At 36.0% G+C, this 22,479-nt stretch carries 17 protein-coding genes; 16 read left to right on the top strand and 1 reads right to left on the bottom strand.

Annotation, left to right across the window (positions count from 1 at the left end; translation table 11 throughout):
- Positions 1 to 3: 3 nt before the first annotated feature.
- On the bottom strand, positions 4 to 1,098 hold the full coding sequence (locus tag H3R29_RS03885) for an AraC family transcriptional regulator (protein ID WP_198202166.1): 1,095 nt from the start codon (positions 1,096 to 1,098) through the stop codon (positions 4 to 6).
- 236 nt (positions 1,099 to 1,334) lie between these two features.
- Between H3R29_RS03885 and H3R29_RS03880 the strand changes: the two genes are divergently transcribed.
- The 16 genes from H3R29_RS03880 (at position 1,335) to infB (ending at position 22,471) form a co-directional block, all read left to right on the top strand.
- Positions 1,335 to 3,998, top strand: a complete 2,664-nt coding sequence (locus H3R29_RS03880) for a family 78 glycoside hydrolase catalytic domain (protein ID WP_370567362.1) — start codon at positions 1,335 to 1,337, stop codon at positions 3,996 to 3,998.
- The gene (locus tag H3R29_RS03875; RefSeq protein ID WP_198202168.1) at positions 3,991 to 5,178 is read left to right on the top strand and encodes an MFS transporter; all 1,188 of its coding nucleotides are present in this window, start codon (positions 3,991 to 3,993) and stop codon (positions 5,176 to 5,178) included. The genes H3R29_RS03880 and H3R29_RS03875 overlap by 8 nt, the downstream gene beginning before the upstream one ends.
- Before the next feature lie 9 nt (positions 5,179 to 5,187).
- On the top strand, positions 5,188 to 6,072 hold the full coding sequence (locus H3R29_RS03870) for an alpha/beta hydrolase (RefSeq protein WP_110446188.1): 885 nt from the start codon (positions 5,188 to 5,190) through the stop codon (positions 6,070 to 6,072).
- A 75-nt stretch (positions 6,073 to 6,147) separates the two neighbouring features.
- Positions 6,148 to 7,059, top strand: coding sequence for an ROK family protein (locus H3R29_RS03865; RefSeq protein ID WP_198202169.1), 912 nt, complete (start codon positions 6,148 to 6,150; stop codon positions 7,057 to 7,059).
- Positions 7,060 to 7,222: 163 nt separating this feature from the next.
- Positions 7,223 to 7,954 carry a UMP kinase gene (pyrH, locus tag H3R29_RS03860; RefSeq protein WP_122026158.1) on the top strand — a complete coding sequence of 244 codons (732 nt, stop codon included), beginning with the start codon at positions 7,223 to 7,225 and terminating at the stop codon, positions 7,952 to 7,954.
- A complete protein-coding gene (gene frr, locus H3R29_RS03855) occupies positions 7,947 to 8,504 on the top strand; it encodes a ribosome recycling factor (protein ID WP_046325001.1) in 558 nt (185 codons plus the stop codon). The genes pyrH and frr overlap by 8 nt, the downstream gene beginning before the upstream one ends.
- Before the next feature lie 4 nt (positions 8,505 to 8,508).
- On the top strand, positions 8,509 to 9,243 hold the full coding sequence (locus H3R29_RS03850) for an isoprenyl transferase (RefSeq protein ID WP_198202170.1): 735 nt from the start codon (positions 8,509 to 8,511) through the stop codon (positions 9,241 to 9,243).
- An 8-nt stretch (positions 9,244 to 9,251) separates the two neighbouring features.
- Entirely contained in the window at positions 9,252 to 10,049 is a 798-nt protein-coding gene (locus H3R29_RS03845; protein WP_046324999.1) for a phosphatidate cytidylyltransferase, read from the top strand.
- Positions 10,050 to 10,059: 10 nt separating this feature from the next.
- Positions 10,060 to 11,316: an RIP metalloprotease RseP gene (gene rseP, locus H3R29_RS03840; RefSeq protein ID WP_198202171.1), complete on the top strand. Its 1,257-nt coding sequence runs from the start codon at positions 10,060 to 10,062 to the stop codon at positions 11,314 to 11,316.
- 25 nt (positions 11,317 to 11,341) lie between these two features.
- On the top strand, positions 11,342 to 13,042 hold the full coding sequence (locus H3R29_RS03835; protein WP_198202172.1) for a proline--tRNA ligase: 1,701 nt from the start codon (positions 11,342 to 11,344) through the stop codon (positions 13,040 to 13,042).
- Positions 13,043 to 13,047: 5 nt separating this feature from the next.
- A complete protein-coding gene (locus tag H3R29_RS03830; RefSeq protein WP_198202173.1) occupies positions 13,048 to 17,355 on the top strand; it encodes a PolC-type DNA polymerase III in 4,308 nt (1,435 codons plus the stop codon).
- A gap of 105 nt (positions 17,356 to 17,460) precedes the next feature.
- On the top strand, positions 17,461 to 17,934 hold the full coding sequence (rimP, locus tag H3R29_RS03825; RefSeq protein ID WP_198202174.1) for a ribosome maturation factor RimP: 474 nt from the start codon (positions 17,461 to 17,463) through the stop codon (positions 17,932 to 17,934).
- A gap of 19 nt (positions 17,935 to 17,953) precedes the next feature.
- Entirely contained in the window at positions 17,954 to 19,198 is a 1,245-nt protein-coding gene (nusA, locus tag H3R29_RS03820) for a transcription termination factor NusA (RefSeq protein WP_198202175.1), read from the top strand.
- A gap of 18 nt (positions 19,199 to 19,216) precedes the next feature.
- A complete protein-coding gene (rnpM, locus tag H3R29_RS03815; protein WP_110446180.1) occupies positions 19,217 to 19,513 on the top strand; it encodes an RNase P modulator RnpM in 297 nt (98 codons plus the stop codon).
- A gap of 2 nt (positions 19,514 to 19,515) precedes the next feature.
- Positions 19,516 to 19,827 carry a ribosomal L7Ae/L30e/S12e/Gadd45 family protein gene (locus H3R29_RS03810; RefSeq protein ID WP_046324994.1) on the top strand — a complete coding sequence of 104 codons (312 nt, stop codon included), beginning with the start codon at positions 19,516 to 19,518 and terminating at the stop codon, positions 19,825 to 19,827.
- Positions 19,828 to 19,831: 4 nt separating this feature from the next.
- Complete coding sequence (gene infB, locus H3R29_RS03805; RefSeq protein ID WP_198202176.1) at positions 19,832 to 22,471, top strand: translation initiation factor IF-2; 2,640 nt, start codon at positions 19,832 to 19,834, stop codon at positions 22,469 to 22,471.
- Positions 22,472 to 22,479 lie beyond the last annotated feature (8 nt).

Below are 22,479 nucleotides of genomic sequence, written 5' to 3'. Positions count from 1 at the left end.
CGGCTATTTAAACTTTTTGCGATATTTTAAAGGCGATAGACCCTTAAAACGTTTAAAGGTAGTCGAAAACAAGCTTGTACTGCTAAACCCAGCATCATACGCGATTTCTTCTACTTTTTTATTAGTAAAAATCAGTTCGTGAACAGCCAAATTTACCTTTTCTTGGTTCATATAAGTTACTAAGGAAGAGTTTTTTTCTTTTTTAAAAAGATGTTGTAAATATGAGGTACTGACATTTAGTTCTGCGGCAATTTCACTGATATTTTTGATAGAAGTTAAGTTAGAAAAAATGTATTCTTGTGCACGATAAACTATGGAAGTTATATTATTCCTTTTTACTCTGTTAACTCGAGCTACAAAGATTTCACCAATTGCTCTTGAATATTCATAGTAGTTAGATATGACGGTATCTTTTTCAATTTGTTTTATTATTTCATCGCTGAGCCCGAATGCTTCAGATACGGGAACACCACCTTTAACTGCTGCTCTAGTATATAAGGTAGTTGCAGCAATTGCCATATCCTTAGAATTTCTGAGCTTGTTACCTCCAAATGTACCCAAATTACCATACTTGACGAATTTTTTGAAGATATCATTATATTCATCTAAGTTACCCTTACTAACTGCTTTCATTAATTCAGTTTCTATCAGATATCCTTTGTAAGAAGCTTTTTTCTCATTATCCAGTGAAATATTTTCCCCTAGGGAAAAAGTTTCACTGGATTTTGCTATTATTGGCCACTTATTAAAGACCATGAAATAAAGACATTTCATGGTTTGTGAAAATTTATTCCATCCTAATAGTGGAGCTAGGCGATCATAATTTTTGTTATTAGCAATTGTAAAATTTAAGTTTAAGCCAATAATTTTTAAATCTTTTATGTTAAAAAAGCCCATGGCGCATTGATTATTAAACAATATTAAATTTAATTTATTGCTTGTATTTTCTGATTCTTTTAATAAACTCAGTGGAAAGTTTGGAGCTAAAGGTGATGTGTACTTTCTTATTTGATCATATTGGTTTTTAAAAACATATAAGTTCAAGTCTGTAGCGCGATGAAAGTTATTTAAAATTTCCTCAAGATATTTAGCTATCATAAAATATTTCCTTTTGCAGCAGAAAACATAAAAAATAAACAGAAAACATAAAAAAAGTTATTAAAATTATACCATAATTTGTTTGTAAGCGATATCAGAAAGGGGAGATATTTATGAAGCTTACAACTATAGAAGTAAATCATATGATTAAACCATTAGGTTTTGATTTTAATAATTCTTTGCATATAGTTGGCTTTTTAGATCAAGGTACTGACCAAAAATTAGAAAGGAAATTGGTGATTAAAAATAATGGTAAAACGATTTATCAAACCAACTGGGAGGCGGCTAACGACTTAATATATGATATTTCGTTAATTTTAAAGCCAAGAACCAAATATTATGTAATTATGTCTGTTAAAAATAAAGAAAAAATTGTAAACAAAGAAACTTGGTTTGAAACGGCATTTATCAATGAAAATTTAAAAGGAAACTGGATTGGAACCAACTTTCATAAACTTCATTCAGTGATATTTAGCAAAAAGTTTTCAGTAGAGAAAGCAAATAATGCTAAGCTCTACATTTCTGCTTTGGGACTATATGAGGTATACATAGACAATAAAAAAGTAGGTGATGAATATTTAACCCCCGGTTTTACAAATTATTTTCGTAATATTCAAATTCAAACATATGATGTAACTGACTTTTTAAGTAGCGGCAATCATGTTATCTCAATTTTAGTTGGGGATGGCTGGTATAAAGGTAAACTGGGCCTAAAAACTCATGGTGGACAACCAAATAACTATGGTGCAGATCTTTTTGCTATTGCTAATTTGATAATTACTAATAAAAATGGTGAACAAATAGTTACCACAGATGAAAGTTGGAAAGTAATTAAATCACCTATTACTGATTCGGGAATATATTATGGTGAAGATTACGATGATACTATTTCATCAAAAGTTTTAGAGTCTGCGCACTTAAGCCAAAAAACTAAAGGCGTCTTAAATGACAGGTTAAGTTTACCAGTCAAAAAGCATGAAGTATTCAAAGTTAAAAAAATTATTCATACACCTAATAATTCTACAGTTTTAGATTTTGGTCAAAACATTGCTGGTTGGGTTGAATTTAAAAATAATTTGCCTCAAGGACAAAAAGTAACGTTAGAATATGGTGAAATTTTGCAAGATGAAGAATTCTATAGAGATAATCTTCGCTCAGCTAGGGCAAAATTCACCTACAAAAGTAATGGTAAATCAAAGTGGGTCAGGCCACACTTTACTTATTTTGGTTTTAGATATGTAAAATTGGATAATTTTGCTAAAGAAATTAATCCTGACGATTTTAAGGCTTTTGCCTTGTATTCTAATATGGAGGAAACAGGCAATATAAAAACTGATAATAAAAAAGTAAATAGACTTTTTGAAAATATTAAATGGGGGCAAAAATCAAATTTTATAGATATACCAACTGATTGCCCTCAGCGTGATGAGCGCTTGGGATGGACAGGAGATGCTGCTATTTTTGCCGAAACAGCTAGTTATAATATGGAAACTTACGCATTTTTTAAAAAATTTGCTAAAGATATAGCGATTGAACAAGATGAACAGGAGGGAAAAGTTCCACTTTATGTGCCAAGAGTTGATACAGATGACGGCGGCAAAGCTGTATGGAGTGATGCAGCGACTATCATCCCCTGGATTTCATATCAACGAAGTCAAGACAAATCAATCTTAAAACAAAACTTTTCGCAAATGAAATCCTGGGTAGACTGGATTCACAAGAGGGCCAAAAAAGCTGGTAATGAGTTCTTGTGGTTAGGTGACGATCAACTAGGCGATTGGCTAGCATTAGACACAGAAGATATTCTGAAACTCAAAGGTAAAACTGCAGATGATTTGATTGCCTGTGCTTTTTATTACTATTCTTCTTTCATTGTAAAAAATGCAGCTAAAGTGCTTAATTTTAAAAAAGAAGAAAAGAAATATAGTCAACTAGCAAATTCAATCAAGACGGCCTTTATAAAACATTTTTATACAGCAGATGGACTAACAGTTGCGGATACACAAACGGGTTTAGCTCTTTGCTTAAAATTTCATTTGTATCCCAAAAATGCCAAACAGAAGGTCATTGATCTATTGGTTGAGAAAATAGAAAAAAAGCAAAATCATTTAGATACTGGATTTGTGGGGACACCAATTTTATTGCCAGCCTTATCTGAAAACAATCAGAAAAATCTGGCTTTAAGAATATTTTTGCAAACAGATTACCCAAGTTGGTTATTTGAAGTTGATCATGGAGCTACAACAATTTGGGAACGATGGAATTCTCTCGATGATCAAGGGAAAATAGCTGAAAATGGTATGAATTCATTAAATCACTATTCTAATGGTTCAGTAATGGCGTGGGCATATGAATACTTACTTGGATTAAAACAATCTGGAAACAATGTTGAGTTTGATCCAGCAATATCAACAAAATTCCATACAGTATCTGGTCAGATAAAATTGCCAACTGGATTAGTAAAAGTAAATTGGGAAATTAAAGATGCATTTCATGTTGCTTTTAACGTTCATATTCCCTACGGCAGTGAAATGATGCTGAAATTCTCAAATGTTAGAGAGCTTATAGTAAATGACAACCATGCTCAATATACTTTGCCATCTGGAGAATATCATATCTATTTAACTGTTAAGGAACCTATTGTTGAGTTTTTTGATATACATACCCCTATTGGTGAATTTTTAGAAAATAAGAACTTAACTAGCAAAATAAGTAAATTGGTACCATTTTGGGATTTCTTGACATTACCAGGAAATATGAAAAACTTTGCGAAATATTCCCTTTATCAATTAAGTAAAGAGATGAAGGGTATTGGGTTTAGACCATTTAATGAACAAGAAGTTGAAAAAATCAATGACTTATTTAAACAAACAGCGATCTTAGGAGTCAAAAATGAATAAAAAGAATTTCGGTTTAAAATTAGCAATCTTATTGTTAAATATTTTTGTTGTTTCATCGGGTGCAACTGCTGCAACTATACCCTTAATGATTAAATCTTTCTCAAATGTTAATCCAACTCTTGTTGAATTAACCATGACGGTTTCATCACTTGGAATAATTGTTTTCACACCTATCAGTAATATTTTAGCTGACAAAATTGGAATTAAGAGCACAATAATTTTAGGCTTATTTATAATTTTTCTTAGTGGCATAGTACCTGCACTTAGTAATAATTTTGGGTTAATTTTTACGTCAAGAATTGGAATCGGAATTGGAACAGGACTATTAGCATCGTGTTCTCAATCTTTAATCATTTCTCTTTTCAGCGGCAAAGAGCAACAGCAACTTCTTGGTTGGTCAAGTGTAGTTCAAGGATTAGGGATGTTTTTAATGACTTTTTTGGCAGGGGTGCTGCTAAATTATGGTTGGCACATGGCCTATTGGGTTAATGCAGTTGCTTTGCCAGTCTTACTCATGTTTTTTGCTTATATACCTAAGAACTTAAGAATTGATCAAGAGAACAATAAATCTGAAAAACCTGAAAATAATAGTCGAAAAATAAATGGGAAAATTTGGCTTTTAGCACTCTTCATATTCTTATTTAATTCTATCTTTGCTTTTGTTTCAATTAAGTTTGCAACTCTGGTAATTGAAAAAGGATATGGCACAGCTCAAGATGCAAGTACATTATTGGGAATAATGTCTTTTGCAATGGCAGCAGGTGGATTTATCTACATGGCTTTACCGCAAACTATTAAAAACTTTTATTTGTCTATCTCCATCGGATGCGGTCTATTAGCATTTTTTATATTTAGTGTTTCTAATTCCTTATTGGTTAGTAGTATAGGTGTCATACTGGTAGGGATTTCAGTTTCGATGACAATGGTTTCGACAATGTCAAGCGTAGGTGCTTTTACTTCACCTGCTCAAGTACCATTTTCTACATCAGTGGTCATGACAATTGCTAATATTGGTACATTAGTTGCTCCATATACCGCCCAAGGCTTTGGGGCACTATTTAAAAATAACAGTGCTGAATTTACTTTCATTTGTGGAACTGTAATTTTTGGATTATTGTTAATATTTGTACTATGGATTGGCTTTAACTATAAAAAACTAGTTTATCATTCAAATAAATAGGGAGTAAAAATGATTAGTGAACAAGCAAAAAAGGCGATTGATTTCTCTAGAAATAATATTAAGCCTAGTCAAAATGAACCGCTAACACCAGAAGTTGTAAGAGTAGCAAGAGCAAATGCGGATATAGGGAATCAATACAAAATACCTGACGATGTAAAAGTTAAGAAAGTTAATAAAGAATTCGTAAAAGGTGAGTTTTATTTAATTCAAAATGCGCAAAACAAAAATAATGTTATTATGTTTCTTCATGGTGGTGCCTATGCTACAGGAACAGTTTTTTCAAGAAGAAAACTTGCAATAAGTTTGGGTAAAAGCAGTAAAGCAGATGTTTTTTCAGTAGATTACCGACAGTATCCAGAAGGAAAACATCCAGATGCTCAAATAGATGTCTACAATGCCTATATTTACTTAAAAGATAAATATGATAAAATTTTGTTGTTTGGTGAGTCAGCAGGAGCTACACTGGCTCTTACACTTACTATTCAATTGCGAAATGAACATAAAAATTTACCTGAAAAAATTTCAGTATTTTCTCCGATTATTAGTCAGCTTAATATTTTTCCATCTGAATATTATAGAAATGAACGAGATCCTATGCTCATTGGGGCAACTGCTCCCGTTCCATACTTTGATAATCCCGAAAAGAAAGATCCCTTAATCTCACCAATATATGACGACTTCCATGACTTTCCTCCAATTTTAATTAATTGTGGCAGTGAGGAAGTAAAATACGATAACTCAGCAATACTAAATTTCTTATGTCAAAAAGCTGGAGTTGATGTACAGTGGCATGTTTGGCAAGATCTTTTTCATGTTTTTGTTTTATTTGATTGTCCAGAAACCAAATTAGCAATAAAGCAAATAGGTGATTTTTTTAATTCGCATGTCAAATAGTTGTTTAAGGTGAGTATTTGAGATAATGTATTAAAGTTGTTTGCAGTATTGTCGTGATTTATATGGAAGAGATTTATGAAAAATTATTTGAGCATTGATATTGGTGGAACTGAAATTAAATTTGCTAAATTAGATTCTGCAGGAAATATAATTGAAAAAGATAAAATTGCTACTGATCAAGATAAAGCAAAGTTTTTAGAAAATATTGACCAGATTGTTAACCGCTATATATCAGATATCAAGGGCATCGGCTTTTGTGCTCCTGGTAAAATTGAAAATACTAAAATAAGATTTGGCGGGGCCTTACCATTTTTAGATGGTATTGACTTTGCCGAAATATATGGTAAAAAGTATCACATAGCGGTTGCTGTTATTAATGATGGTAAAGCCAGTGTTCTAGCTGAAAACTGGTTGGGGAGTCTAAAAGGTGAACAAAATTGTGCCGCTATTACTTTGGGAACAGGAGTTGGCGGTGGCATAATTATTGATGGTCACTTATTAAGAGGAACACATTATCAGGCTGGTGAATTAAGTTTTATGATTAATGATTTATCTCACCCAGATAATATGCAGGGCTCTTTGGGTAACATTGGCTCTGCCGTCAATTTTATTAAAAAGATAAACCACCAACTTAATTATCCTAAAGAAAATGATGGACTTCATGCTTTTGAGGCAATTAAGGAGAAGTCACCTGACGCGGTAAATATCTTTCAGAACTATTGTCTTACAATAGCTGGTTTAATTCTCAATATCCAAACCGTAGTAGATGTTGAAAAAATTGCTATTGGTGGTGGTATCAGTGCCCAACCAATTTTAATAAGTGGTATTAACAAAGAATATGACAAATTGGTACAGGAAAAGAACCCTATTATAGGAAATACTTTAACTAAGCCTGCCATTGTTTCTGCTCATTTTAGGAACGATTCAAATTTGTATGGGTCACTTTATAATTTATTGCTGCAAATTAATAGGGAAAATAAATATTAATTATATTTTGAAAATCTCGAAGTAGATAACTTTGAGATTTTTTGCTTTTCCCGTTAATTTTTAGTTCAAAGAATTTTTTTAAGAAATCCCTCTCTTTTATTTCTAAGTCCACATTTGCGCTTTTTATATGGTAGAATAACTAAAGTTAATAGAGGAGGCTGTCATGACTAAAGTTAAGTATAAGCGTATAGTTTTAAAAATTTCTGGTGAAGCTCTTGCTGGTGCTGAAGGAACTGGAATAAATCCCACGGTCATTAGTCATTTAGCAAAAGAAATCAAATCAGTTCATGAACTCGGTGTTGATATTGGTATTGTCGTTGGTGGCGGTAACATGTGGCGAGGTGAAACTGGTGCAAAACTAGGAATGGAGCGTTCACAAGCTGATTATATGGGTATGCTTGCTACTATAATGAATGGTTTAGCTCTTCAAGATGGCTTGGAACATGTAGGCGTACCTACTAGATTGCAAACATCGATTGAAATGAGACAAATAGCAGAACCATATATTAGAAGAAAAGCAATTCGTCATTTAGAAAAAGGGCGAGTAGTAATTATGGGTGGTGGCACTGGTAATCCTTACTTTTCGACTGATACCACCGCTGCACTAAGAGCCGCTGAAATAGGCGCGGATGTCATTCTGATGGCTAAAAATGGAGTTGACGGAGTTTACTCTGCTGATCCGAAAGTTGATCCCAATGCCAAAAAATATAGTGCACTTTCTCAGTTAGATCTTATTTCTAAAAACTTAAAAGTCATGGACAGAACGGCAAGTTCACTTTCAATGGACACGAACATTCCTCTTATTGTATTCAACGTTAATACTGAAGGTAATATTAAAAAAGTGGTTTTAGGTGAAAATATTGGAACAGTAATCGGAGGAGAAAATAATGAATAATGATGCTATTAAAAAAGCACAAGATAATATGAATAAATCAATTACCGTTTTTGAAAAAAACTTGGGCTCTATTCGTGCTGGTGTTGCTAATGCAGCTTTACTTGAAGGTGTAAAAGTTGATTATTATGGTGCCCCGACACCACTAACGCAAATGTCCAGTGTCACTATTCCGGAGCCGCGAGTATTATTAATCACGCCCTATGACAAAAGCAGTCTTGATAATATTGAACATGCTCTTTTGGCTTCAAACTTGGGCTTAACACCTGCAAATGATGGTAAGGTGATCCGTTTAGTGATCCCGCAACTTACTGGTGAAAGACGACAAGAAATTGCCAAAGAAGTCAACAAGATGGCTGAAGAGAGTAAGATTGCCATTAGAAATGTTCGTCGTGATGCTATGAACAGTCTGAAAAAACAACAGAAAGACGATGAAATCACGGAAGACGAACAACGCAATTTGGAAAAGAAAGTGCAGAAAGTTACGGATGATGCTACTAAAAGAATCGACAAAATTGCGGAAGAAAAGCGTAAGGAAATTACACAAGGCTAATTAAATGGCAAGTAAAAAAAATCAATTAAACCATTTAGCTATTATAATGGATGGTAATGGTCGTTGGGCAACTAGGCAAGGGAAGCCGCGAATTGCAGGCCATTACGAAGGCATGAATAATGTCGAAAGAATAACTTTGGCAGCCGACCAACTTGGTATCAAAGTCTTATCACTATATGCATTTTCTACAGAAAATTGGGCCAGACCCAAGGAAGAAGTAGCATATTTGATGAACTTGCCAGTGCGTTTTTTTGATAAATTTATGCCTACCCTGATGAAGGAAAACGTCAAAGTGAATATTATGGGCTTTTTAGATGAGTTGCCGCCTAAGACTTATGATGTTGTCCAAAGAGCAATGGCGGAAACTGCCACAAATAGTGGCTTAATTTTGAACTTTGCTTTCAATTATGGCTCTAGAAGAGAGATTACGACTGCAGTAAAAGAGCTTGCCACGCTCGTTGAAACAAATGCGATAACAAGCGAAGAAATTGATGAGGAAATGATTTCCCACAGATTGATGACTGCGAGTTTTGGCGAATATAGCGATCCTGATTTATTAATTAGAACATCTGGTGAACAAAGGATTTCTAATTTTATGCTTTGGCAGTTAGCTTATTCAGAACTTGCTTTTAGTGAGAAAAATTGGCCAGATTTTACTAAAACTGATTTAGAAAAATTTGTTAAAGATTTTCAGAATCGTCATCGTCGTTTCGGCAAACTTGATGAATCGGATAGTTAGGTATTTATATGAAACAACGTATAATCACAGCAGTAATTGCTTTAATTTTATTTATTCCTATTGTAATTATGGGTGGGCTCTGGATGGAGTGGCTCACCGTCATCTTTGCAGCCGTTGGTATTAGCGAATTCTTTTTAATGAAAAAGCAAATTCTGGTTTCAGTCAATTTTTTATTGGCGTTACTGGCTACAATCACTTGGGCTGTACCAGATAATTTTATCCAGTCAATGCCATTTCACTGGACGAAATATGGTATTTATTTTGCCCTTATCATGCTAATGCTTACCTGGACTGTTTTAACTAAAAATAAAACCACTTTTGACGATGTAGCCGTTTATACTTTAGGCTCATTATATGTCGGCACAGGCTTTCATTATATGGCAAGCGTCAGAAATGCAAGTAATGGTCTTGCACTTCTTTGCTACGTTTTTGTCGTTGTATGGCTTACTGACACAGGTGCATATATGATTGGCCGAAAAATTGGTAAACATAAGTTATGGCCTGTGATAAGTCCCAATAAAACTTGGGAAGGATCAATTGGAGGCACAATTTGTGCAGTGATTTGTGCGGCAATTTATGTTTATTTTGTCAACTTAAATCATTCTCAAGTTGAAATGATTATTTTTGCCTTTGTGCTATCAATTGTTGGCCAAATGGGCGACCTAGTTGAATCAGCTTATAAGAGATATTACGGGGTTAAGGATTCTGGCAAAATACTACCTGGTCATGGCGGTATTTTAGATCGTTTTGACAGTATGCTCTTTGTTTTGCCTGTATTTGCTGCTCTAATGGGAATCATGCACTAGGAGAATTCTTGTGAAAGGTATACTAATCTTTTTAGTTGTATTTGGAATATTGGTTTTTGTCCATGAGTTTGGGCATTTTATTGTTGCTAAAAAATGCGGCATTTTAGTGCGTGAATTTTCAATTGGGATGGGACCTAAACTTTTCCAAGTACGACGCAATCCTACTACTTATACCATTAGATGGCTGCCTTTAGGTGGCTATGTGCGTTTGGCAAGTAAAGATGATGAAACCACGTTAGCTCCTGGTATGAGAGTAGTTTTGCAACTTAATCAGCAAAATGAAGTAGTCAGGATTGATGCTTCTGAGTCGGATGTCCCGCTTGAAGGAATTCCATTGCAGATCACTAAGTTTGATCTAGTTGATAAACTCTTTATTTCAGGGTATGAAAACGGCGAAGAAGAAAAACTAGTAACATATCATGTTAATCATGATGCCACTATCATTGATCAATCAAATACTGAACTGATCATTGCCCCCCGTGACACGCAGTTTCAAGAAGCAAATGTCTGGCAAAAATTAGCTACTAACATTGCTGGCCCTTTGATGAATATTATTCTGGGTTTTGTTGTCTTTTTGATTTGGACCTTTACCGTTCCTGGACCAGCTACTACAGAAGTAGCAGAAGTGGCACCAAATTCGCCGGCTGCGCTTGCAAAACTTGAGCCTGGTTCAAAAATAACGGCTGTTAATGGTCATAAAATAACCTCTTTTGAACAAATATCTGAAGAAATTTATCAAAGCAAAGGCGAAAAAACTAATATTGCGGTGGTCAAAAATAATCACCAAAAAGTGATAAGTGTTCAACCACAAGTCGTTAAGGTGCAGGGGCAAAAAGTTTATCAAATTGGAATTAAAGCCAAAAGCGATGATAGTTTTAAAGCTAAGTTTAAGCGTGGCTGGGATACAGCCGTTTCCACTACGGGGATGATTTTTAATGCAGTTGGTGGTTTATTCCGTCACTTCAGCTTAAATAAACTTTCTGGCCCAGTTGGGATTTATTCACAGACATCACAGGTTTCTAAAATGGGCTTCACCTATATTTTGGCTTTTTTGGCAATGATTTCTATTAACTTGGGTATTGTCAATCTAATACCAATTCCTGGCTTAGATGGTGGTAAATTTTTACTAAATATTATTGAAATCATTCGTGGTAAACCAATTTCTGAAAATCATGAAGCTATAGTGGAATTAATCGGTTTCGGTTTACTGTTAGTTTTAATTATTGCTGTAACGGGCAATGATATCTACCGTTACTTTATTAAATAAAAAAACAATTTGGGAGAGAGAATTAATGCGTCAATCTAAATTATTTATGCCGACTTTAAAAGAGGCACCAGCTGATGCTGTTGCTGAAAGTCATAAATTAATGTTGCGAGGTGGATATGTTCGCCAAGTAACAGCTGGAGTTTATGCCTATTTGCCCTTAGGATATCGCGTCTTAAGTAAAGCCGAGAAAATAATGCGCGAAGAAATGGCAAAAATCAACGTGCCGGAAATGGCAATGCCAGATCTTTTGCCTGCGACTCTATGGGAAGAATCGGGTAGATGGCAAAAATATGGGCCTGAAATGTTTAAATTAAAGGACAGACATGGTCGCCAAAGTTTACTGGGACCGACTCATGAGGAAACTTTTACTGATATTGTCGCTAAAGATTTAAAGAGCTATAAACAAATGCCAATCGCTCTTTTCCAAATTCAATCAAAGTTTAGGGACGAAAACAGACCTCGTTTTGGTTTATTAAGGTCTCGTGAATTTATAATGCTTGATGCCTATAGCTTTGCTGCCACTAAAGAGCAACTTGATCAGCAGTTTGAGGATGAAAAGAAAGCTTTTACGGCCGCTTATCATCGGTGTGGTTTAAAGGTTACCCCGGTAATTGCTGATTCTGGTACTATGGGTGGTAAAAATTCGACAGAATTCCAAGCTCCTGCAGCAATTGGTGAAGATACTATTGCCACTAATGAAACTGGAACATATTCAGCTAACTTAGAAATGGCTTCAAGTGTCGATACTTTCAAGCCAGAAGAAGAACAATTAAAGCAAGTTGAAGAAGTTGCTACTCCAGGTAAAGAAACTATTTCTGATCTTGTTCAATTCCTGCAAGTGCCAGCTACACGGATAGTTAAAAGTATCCTTTACCTTGCTGATGAAAAAGCAAAGGTATTGGTTTTAATTCGTGGCGACAAACAGATCAACGAAGTAAAATTAAAGCACCTGTTAGATGTAAATTCACTTAGAGTAGCTACAGATGATGAACTAGAACAGATAACTGGTGTCACTAAGGGTAGCGTCGGACCAATTAATGCTGACTGGGCAGATCAAGTTGTTGCAGATAACACGGTAAAAAACTTGTATAATGTTGTTGTTGGTGCTAATAAAACTGGTTTTCAATTTAAAAATGTGAATTTAAAGCGTGATATTAATCCAGACAAGTTTGGAGATATTAGGGTAGCCAATGAAGGTGAACCGGATCCGGTTGATCATCTCCCTTTAAAATTCACTACTTCTATTGAAGTTGGTCATATTTTTAAACTGGGAACATATTATACCAAAACCATGGGTGCAGACTTTTTAGATCAAAATGGTAAAGCCCAGCCCGTTATAATGGGTTCATACGGCATTGGCGTTACCAGAGTATTATCTGCAGTCATTGAACAACATTTAACTGAAAATGGTGTAGCCTGGCCCAAAGAAATCGCACCTTTTAGTCTTCATATCGTTCAAATGAAAATGAAAGATAATGATCAATCTGCTCTGGCTCAAAAACTTGAAGAAAAATATAGTGCTAAGTATGATGTATTATATGATGATCGTAATGAGCGTGCTGGTGTGAAGTTTGCGGATGCTGACTTACTTGGCGCTCCGGTCAGGGTAACAGTCGGTAAAAAAACAGCTGAAGGTGTAGTCGAAGTCAAAAGACCTGCTGACGAAAAAGCTACTGAAATGACACTGTCTGAATTAGATGATTTTGTTAATAAAGAGTTAGGATAATTTTCGTGACTGATAAAAATAAACTATTTTTAAGGTTATTGCAGCAAATAAAGTTTCCGCAAGAATTTGCAGATAATAAATTGTTGCAAAAAGGCGAAATTGAGAACGTGGATGTTTACGCTAGAGAACACAGGTGGGATATCCACGTTCTTTTTACTACACCGTTAAAATTTGCAACTTTTGATGCACTAAATAAGGCAATAACCGCTAATTTTTCTTCTTTTGTAAATACTCGTTTATATATTCGTTCCCAGGATGGAGCGGATGACTACTTAACCGATTATTGGCACTATGCTGTCCAGAATTCTCAGGCTTTACAGCCGGTAGCTCGAGAATTTATTTCCAGCCATAAACCTAAAAAGGAAGATGGACGCTGGATTATTCCCGTAGATAATTTAGTAGTTGATGGGCTGCTTGAACAAAAGATGCTTGATGAGCTAGCTGAAGAAATGAGAAATTACGGTTTCTTTAATTTAAAGTTTGTAACTGAAATCGATGATGAAAATTCTCTCAATAATTTAGCCAGTCTGCAAGAATTGCAGCAGCAGCATGAGCAAAATATGCAGGAAGAATATGATGCTGCTCCAACACAAGAAAAAGTCAAAACTCCAAGTTATCCTACTAAAAAAAGTCGTTATGGCAACCGTAAGCTTGATGAAAATCTGCCTATAACACAAATTAAAGATGTTATCGATGGCAGCAGAAATGTTGTAATAGAGGGAAATATTTTTAATATTTCCAGCAGAGAATTAAAAACCGGTTCAATTATATTTACTGGTGAAATAACAGACTATACTGATTCTATCTCATTTAAGAAATTTGTTTCTGATAAAGATCAAATTCAAAGTATGAAAGACATAAAACCTGGAACCTGGGCAAAGATGCAGGGATCAGCTTCTCAGGACCAGTGGAGTCATGATACAGTTTTTAACATTTCAGCTTTGGAAATTATTGAGCATGTCGGTCGAACGGAAAAGTATCAAGGCGAAGAAAAAAGAGTAGAATTACATCTGCACACCAATATGAGTCAGCTTGATGCGACTAATACGGCAACAGACTTTGTCAAAGCCGCCAAAAAGTTCGGCCAAAAGGCAATCGCTATTACAGATCATGCAGATGTTCAAGCCTTTCCAGAAGCATATAATGCTGGTAAAAAGAATGGCGTCAAAATTATTTATGGCCTTGAAGCTAATATGATTGATGATCATGCTCTGCTTGTTCTTAATCCTGCATCAATGACTTATAAAGATCGTGAATTTGTCATTTTTGACGTTGAAACAACTGGTCTTTCTTCTGTTTATGATACCATCATTGAAATTGGCGCCGTTAAGATGAAAAATGGTGAAGTTCTGGAAAGATTCGATAAATTTATTAATCCCCACCATCCATTAAGCGAACAGACAATTAACTTAACTTCAATTACTGATGAAATGGTTGGGGCTGCTGATGACGAAGCTGTAGTAATTAAGCAATTTCAAGATTTTTATGGCGATCGACCACTTTGCGGCCATAATGTGCAATTTGACGTTGGATTTGTTAATGCTGCACTGAGACGGGCAAACCTTGGCGAAATAACTCAACCGGTAGTGGATACACTTGAAGTATCGCGCTTGCTTCACCCGGAACAATCAAGACATACGCTTGACTCACTGGCTAAAAAATATAATGTAGTCTTAGAGCATCATCATAGAGCCAATCAGGACGCTGAGGCTACAGGCTATTTAATGTTTAAGCTTCTGGAAGCTTTTACCAAAAAGTATCATGAAAACAATTTGGGTAAGATGAACGAATATGCTGCTCAAGGTCAAGTGTTTAAGAGAGCACGACCACAACACATGACCATCTTAGCTAAAAATCAGACGGGTCTTAAAAACATGTACAGGTTGGTTTCAATCGCAAGTACAAAAGATTTTTATCGGATACCAAGAACGCCAAAGTCTGATTTAGTAAAAAATCATGAAGGCTTGCTATACGGTTCAGGTTGTTCTGAGGGCGATGTTTTTGTCGCAATGATGCAGAAGGGATATGATGAGGCCCGTAAAAAAGCCCGCTTTTATGATTATCTCGAAATTCAACCTCCCGCAAATTATTCCATTATGATTGAAGATCATTTGATTGCCGATGAAGCAGAACTTGAAGAAATTCTGACTAACATTTATAAATTGGGTAAGGAATTGAATAAACCAGTGATAGCTACTGGTGACGCGCATTACATTGAGGAACATGATGCTATTTACCGTACAATTTTAATTTCGGCACAACGCAGCAATCCTGATAGAAACAAAAAGCAGCCTGATATGCACTTTTACACCACTCAGGAAATGCTGGACGCATTTAGCTTTTTGGGTGAAGATGTTGCTAAGGAAATAGTCATAACCAACCCTAATAAAATAGCTGAATCAATTGAAGAAATTTCACCTATTAAAGATGGACTTTATCCTCCTCACATTGATAATGCAGATGAAGAAATGAAACGTTTGACTTATGACAAGGCTCATGAACTTTATGGAGATCCGTTACCTAAGATAGTTCAAGACAGACTTGACATGGAACTCAACTCGATCATTTCAAATGGTTATGCAGTTATTTACTTGATTTCACAAAGACTGGTGGCTAAATCTAATAAAGACGGCTATTTGGTTGGTTCTCGGGGTTCCGTCGGTTCCAGCCTTGTTGCTACAATGTCAGGAATCACTGAAGTCAATCCTCTACCACCGCACTATCGTTGTCCAAAATGTAAATACTCGGAGTTCTTTGAAAATGGTGAATTTGGTTCAGGCTATGACTTGCCTGATAAAAAGTGTCCCAACTGTGGGGCAGAGTTAGTTAAAGACGGCCAGGATATTCCATTTGCAACATTTTTAGGGTTCCATGGTGACAAAGTTCCAGATATCGATTTGAATTTCTCTGGTGACTATCAACCAGTGGCTCATAACTTTATTCGGGTAATGTTTGGACCTGATAATTCATACCGTGCCGGTACAATTGCCACAGTGGCAGATAAAACAGCCTATGGTTATGCTAAGCATTATGATGAAGAAAAAGAATTGAATTTGCGCGGAGCAGAACTAGATCGTCTTGCAGCTGGAGTCAGCGGCGTTAAAAGGACAACTGGTCAGCACCCGGCAGGAATTGTTGTGGTTCCTGATGATATGGATATTTATGACTTTACTCCGGTACAATACCCAGCAGATGATGTTAATGCTGCCTGGTTAACGACGCATTTTGACTTTCATTCCATTCATGATAATATCTTAAAATTTGATATTTTAGGCCATGATGATCCAACGATGATTAGGATGTTGCAGGATCTTTCGGGCGTTGATCCGTTAACAATCCCCCCTGATGATCCCGGAGTGATGTCACTTTTTTCAAGTCCCAAAATATTAGGCGTGACCCCTGAACAAATTCAATCAGAAACAGGTACCCTAGGGGTACCGGAATTTGGTACTAAATTTGTTAGAGGGATGCTTGAAGAAACCAAGCCAACTACTTTTTCTGAGCTGTTGCAAATTTCAGGCTTGTCACATGGTACTGACGTTTGGCTAGGAAATGCCGAGGAATTAGTTAATAATGGCACGTGTAAGTTAAAAGATGTTATTGGCTGTCGTGACAATATCATGATGGACCTGATCCACTGGGGTGTTAAACCTGAAGTAGCCTTTTCTACAATGGAATCTGTGCGTCATGGCCGCGGAATTAGTGATGAAGACATGGCTGTTTTAAAGAAAAACGATAAGATACCTGACTGGTATATTCCGTCTTGTCTCAAAATTAAATATATGTTTCCTAAGGCCCATGCTACCGCCTATATCCTAATGGCTCTTAGAATTGCCTGGTTCAAGGTTTATTATCCTGAAATTTACTATACTGCTTATTTTTCAGTCCGTGCCGACTTATTTGACTTGGTCGCTATGAGTCATGGTAAAAATACGGTCAAAAAGGCAATGGCAGATATTCAGAATCAGGGAAACGATGCATCGGCAAAGGACAAGAGTTTGTTAACTGTTCTTGAAATTGCTAATGAATGTTTAGAACGTGGAATTAAAATTAAAATGGTCGATATTAATAAGTCAGAAGCGACCAATTTTAAAATAATAGATAAGCATACTATTTTAGCGCCGTTTAATGCCGTCCCGGGACTAGGCAACAATGCAGCTAAACAGATTGTTGCTGCTAGAACTGAGCAAGAATTTTTATCAAAAGAAGATTTGGCTAATCGGGGTAAAGTATCCCAATCTATCATGGATTATTTGGAGGATAACGAAGTCTTAGCAGGTATGCCAGATCAAAATCAACTGTCACTCTTTTAAAATTTTGCAGTATTAATATAAATGTGTTATACTTCCTAAAGAAGTTCGAATAAATGATTCGGAGTGGGCAAATTTGCTCACTCTTTTTATTACGGAGGAAAGTACTTGGCGAAAGTTAAAGATTCTGTTATCGAAGAGATCAAACCAATTATTGCTGCACGAAACGATGAGTTTGTTGATATGGAATATGTTAAAGAAAAAGGTCAGAATTATTTAAGAATATACGTTGACCGTGAAAATGGTATTGATATGGATGAAATTGCGGGGTTAAGTGAACTATTATCTACGAAACTTGATCAGTTGCAACCTGATCCATTTCCTGATCCATATATTTTAGAAGTTTCTTCACCTGGTATCGAGAGACCATTAAAAAATGCTTCCGACTGGCAAAAGGCTTTAAATGACTATGTACATGTTAACCTTTATCAAAAAGTTGAAGGCGAAAAGGAATATGAGGGAACTTTAAAATCTTTTGATGATAACGAGATCAAGCTTGAAATAAAGGTAAAAACAAGAAAAAGGGTTTTATCGCTTCCCCGTAAATTAATTGCAAATATTCGTTTTGCAATTGAGTTTTAGAAAGGTTGATTAAAAAATTATGTCTAAAGAAATGCTTGAAGCGTTTGCTACTTTGGAAAAAACTAAAGGTATAAAACAAGATGTAATTGTTGAAGCAATAAAAGCGGCACTGGTTGCGGCGTATAAGAAGAATTATAACCAAGCAACAAACGTCATAGTTGAATTTGACGAGCGCAGAGGGGACTTCAAATTAATGACTGAAAAAACTGTCGTTGAAGAAGTTCATGATGAACGCCTGGAAATCAGTTTAAAAGATGCTTTGACAATTAATCGGGCCTATGAACTTGGTGATAAAATTCGTTTTGAGGTTGCACCCAAGAACTTTGGTCGTATTGCTGCTCAAACAGCTAAACAGGTTATTATGCAACATTTACGCGAAGCTGAAAGAAACCATATTATTGATGAATATTCTCAATATGAAGATGAATTGATAACCGGCACAGTTGAAAGACGTGATAATCGCTTTGTTTATGTTAAAATTGGTAATGTTGAAGCAGTAATGCCTCGCAATGATCAAATGCCGGGTGAAACTTATAATCCACAAGATCAGATTCGGGTTTTAGTGACTCATGTTGGCTCGGATTCTAAGGGAGCCCAAATTACGGTTTCACGCACTGCCCCTGATATGGTAAAAAGGTTATTTGAACAAGAAGTACCTGAAATTTACGATGGAACGGTAGAAGTTGCTTCAATTGCACGTGAAGCAGGAGACAGAACTAAAATTGCCGTGAAATCAAACGATCCTAACATTGATCCGGTTGGTACTTGCGTTGGTCAAAGAGGTGCCAGAGTGCAAAATGTGGTCAACGAACTTGACGGAGAAAATATAGATGTAGTTAAATACGAAGAAGATCCGTCAGATTATATAGCTAATGCTTTAAATCCTGCAGAGGTTATTGCCGTGCAATTTGGAGATGAAGATGATGAAAAAAGTGCTTTAGTAATAGTTCCTGATTACCAATTATCACTAGCAATTGGGAAAAAGGGACAAAATGTTCGTTTGGCTGCACGGCTAACAGGTTATAAAATAGATATCAGACCAGAATCAGAAGTAGAATTTGTTGATGAAAGCAGTGATCAAGCTGAAAAGGAAAATAAAGAGGCTGAATCTGACACTTTCGTAGCAGGTGATGCAAATTCTGCAAGTGATGTAACAGATAATTCTGCTACAGAAGAAGAACCTGCATCTGAAGAGACCAAAACAGAAGATGGACTTCCAGATGAAGTTACTAACGGTGAAACGGTAGATACTACTGGAGAATAATGCAAGGGGTGAAACTTTTTGAAAAAAAGAAAGATTCCAATGCGAAAAGACTTGTTAACTAATACTATGCAGCCCAAAAAAGAATTAGTCAGAATTGTGGTTGACAAAGAAAAAAATATCGCAGTTGATCCTACTGGAAAGAAACCTGGTAGAGGAGCATATGTCTCACTTGATCCTAGTCAGATTAAAAACGCTCAGAAAAAGGGACTGATTGAGCGCAGCTTAGGAACAAAAGTGCCTGAAGAGTTTTACCAAGAGCTTTATTCATATGTTGACCATCAAAAGGCAAGAAAAGAATTGTTTGGTGATAAATAGGTTTGCAAAATAGACAAAAAGCATTAAATTTAATAGGACTAAGCCAAAAGGCAGGTAAACTGGTTTCAGGATTTGAAATTGTGTCAATAAGCGTAAAGGCTAAAAAAGTTAAGCTGATTATTTTAGCTCAAGACGCACAGACGGATACCACCGCAAAGATTACCAAGATTGGAAAACAAAATAACGTATCTGTGATTACGGAATTTAATAGTAGTGAAATTTCCCAAGCTATTGGTAAAAAGCGTAAAGTTTTGGGAATTACTGATACTGGTTTTGGCAAAGCATTGTTACAAAAAATCAAAGAAGGAGTGTGATTTGATGACTAAAACAAGAATTTATGAATTGGCGAAAGAATTAGGCATCGATAATAAAACTGTGGTCAATAAAGCAAAGGACCTGGGGTTTGATGTTAAAAATCATATGTCATCACTTGAAGATACACAAGTAGAGCAAATAAAGGGTAGTTTCCGCAGTAGCTCCGCTCCCGCCAAAAAGCAAGAAAGACCAGCGAAAAAGAGCAGTAAAATCAAAATTTCTGTTACTTCAATTCGTAAAAATGAAAAAAAGCATGATGAAACTAAGAATGGTAAAAGTAATAGAAAAAACAATAACTTTCACAAGTCAAATAATAGATCTAGACAAAGTCAAGATCGCACTAGACAACATTCCAATTTGAGTCAAAAAACTTCTAAACCAGTAGCCCAAGATTTATTAAAGCAATTAAAGCAAAAACAACGAGTGGAAGAGAAAAAATTAAATCGGCAAACAGAAAGAGCACAAAAGACTTATAAGGAAAATCAGACTAAAACTAAACCAACGTCTGCTGAAACTAATAAACCTGTTTCTAAGAATGAAAATAAAGTAGTTAAAACTGAAACTACTGCTCCTAAAGTGACTGGACCTAAAATTCTTAAACCTTCACCAGCCAGGTTTAAGAATAATCAAAAGTCTACGCCTGTTCGCCAGCCTAAAATTTTAGATACTGCTGCTCCTGAACCCGAAAAAGAAGAAAAACGTCGTGGCAACGGTCATGGTCGTAACTCTGGCAAGCCAGGCAGAAAAGGTAAAAATCAAACCTATGGTGCAAATAATTATTCGAAACACCAAGAAAAGCGTAAGCGTAAAAATAAGAAGAAGCAGTTTGAACAAGTACCTAAAAAGCAGCCAACGCAAAGAAAAGAGCGGCCATTACCAGATACTCTGGTTTACGAAGTGGGTATGAATGCTCAAGACTTAGGAAAAATTTTGCACAGAGAGCCAGCTGAAATAGTCAAAAAATTATTTATGCTGGGTGTCATGACTAATCAAAATCAATCCCTTGATAAAGATGCAATAGAGTTAGTAGCGGCTGAATATAATATTAATGCTCAAGAAAAGGTGCATGAGGATATATCTGACATTGATAATCTTTATGACAAGAGAATGAAAGCTTCTCTGAAATCTAAGCATTTAATTAAACGCCCACCAGTAGTTACTATTATGGGACACGTTGACCATGGTAAGACAACACTGCTTGATCGTTTACGTCATACGCATGTTTCGGCTCATGAAGCTGGAGGAATTACGCAAAAAATTGGTGCTTATCAGGTAAGAGTTGATAATCAGCCAATTACTTTCTTGGATACACCAGGACATGCCGCATTCTCAAATATGCGTGAACGTGGAGCAGAAATTACCGATATTGTTGTCTTGGTTGTTGCTGCAGATGACGGTGTAATGCCTCAAACTGTTGAAGCAATTGATCATGCTAAGAGTGCTAATGTTCCAATTATTGTTGCCATTAACAAGATGGATGTTCCGGGAGCAAACCCTGAGCATGTTACTGAGCAGTTAATGAAGTACAATCTAATTCCGGAAAATTACGGTGGTGACACAATATTTGTTAACATTTCTGCTAAAACTGGTGAAAATGTTGATGAACTTTTGCAAATGATCCTTTTGCAAGCGGATGTGATGGAATTGAAAGCAGACCCAACGCAAAAAGCAATTGGTACTGTTATTGAAGCCAGACTTTCTCGTGGACGCGGTCCTGTTGCCGACCTTTTGGTTCAACAAGGAACACTAAAAGTTGGCGATCCAATTGTAGTTGGGAACCGCTTTGGTAGAGTTCGTGTTATGACTAATGACCGCGGTCGTCAAGTCGAAAAGGCTACTCCATCAATGCCAGTAGAAATTACCGGATTAAATGATGTTCCAGAATCTGCTGATAAAATAGTAGTGTTCGATGATGAAAAGACGGCTAGAAGTGTTGGTGAACAAAGAGCGCAACAAGCTTTGCAACAATCTCGGGAAAATGTTCAACATGTTACTCTTGATAACCTGTTTGACACTATGAAGAAAGAAAACATGAAGGAAGTAGATGTTGTCTTAAAAGCGGATGTTCAAGGTTCTGTAGAGGCTTTACAGCAGTCACTTGAAAAGATAGAAGTTGAAGGTGTGCGTGTAAACATCATTCATGCCGGAGTCGGTGCTGTAAATGAATCAGATGTTACCTTGGCTGGCGCTTCGAATGCCTTTATAATTGGCTTTAATGTTCGTCCAACAGCTACCGCAAAGTCACAAGCTGAAACAGATGGTGTAGATATTCGTTTGTACAGCATTATTTACAAGGCTATTGACGATGTTAAAGCAGCCATGAAGGGTATGCTTGAACCAACTTATGAAGATAAGGTTGTAGGTAATTTAACTGTACGCGAGACTTGGAAGGTTTCCAAGGTAGGAACAATTGCTGGTGCCTTTGTCGATTCTGGTTATGTTTCAAAAGATTCTGAAATCAATTTGATTCGTGACGGTGTTGTAATATATACTGGAAAAGTGGCTTCACTTAAAAGATTTAAAGATGATGCTAAAATGGTTAAACAAGGGTTTGACTGTGGTTTAACAATTGAGGGCTACAATGATATCAAAATTGGTGATGAGATGGAAGCCGTTGAAAAGCAAGAAGTCAAACCTGAGTAATTAACAGG

Source organism: Lactobacillus sp. M0393 (assembly GCF_016102025.1).
Lineage (GTDB): Bacteria > Bacillota > Bacilli > Lactobacillales > Lactobacillaceae > Lactobacillus > Lactobacillus melliventris.
The sequence above is the reverse complement of the archived record's forward strand: the minus strand, read 5'-3'. Positions and strand labels throughout refer to the sequence as shown.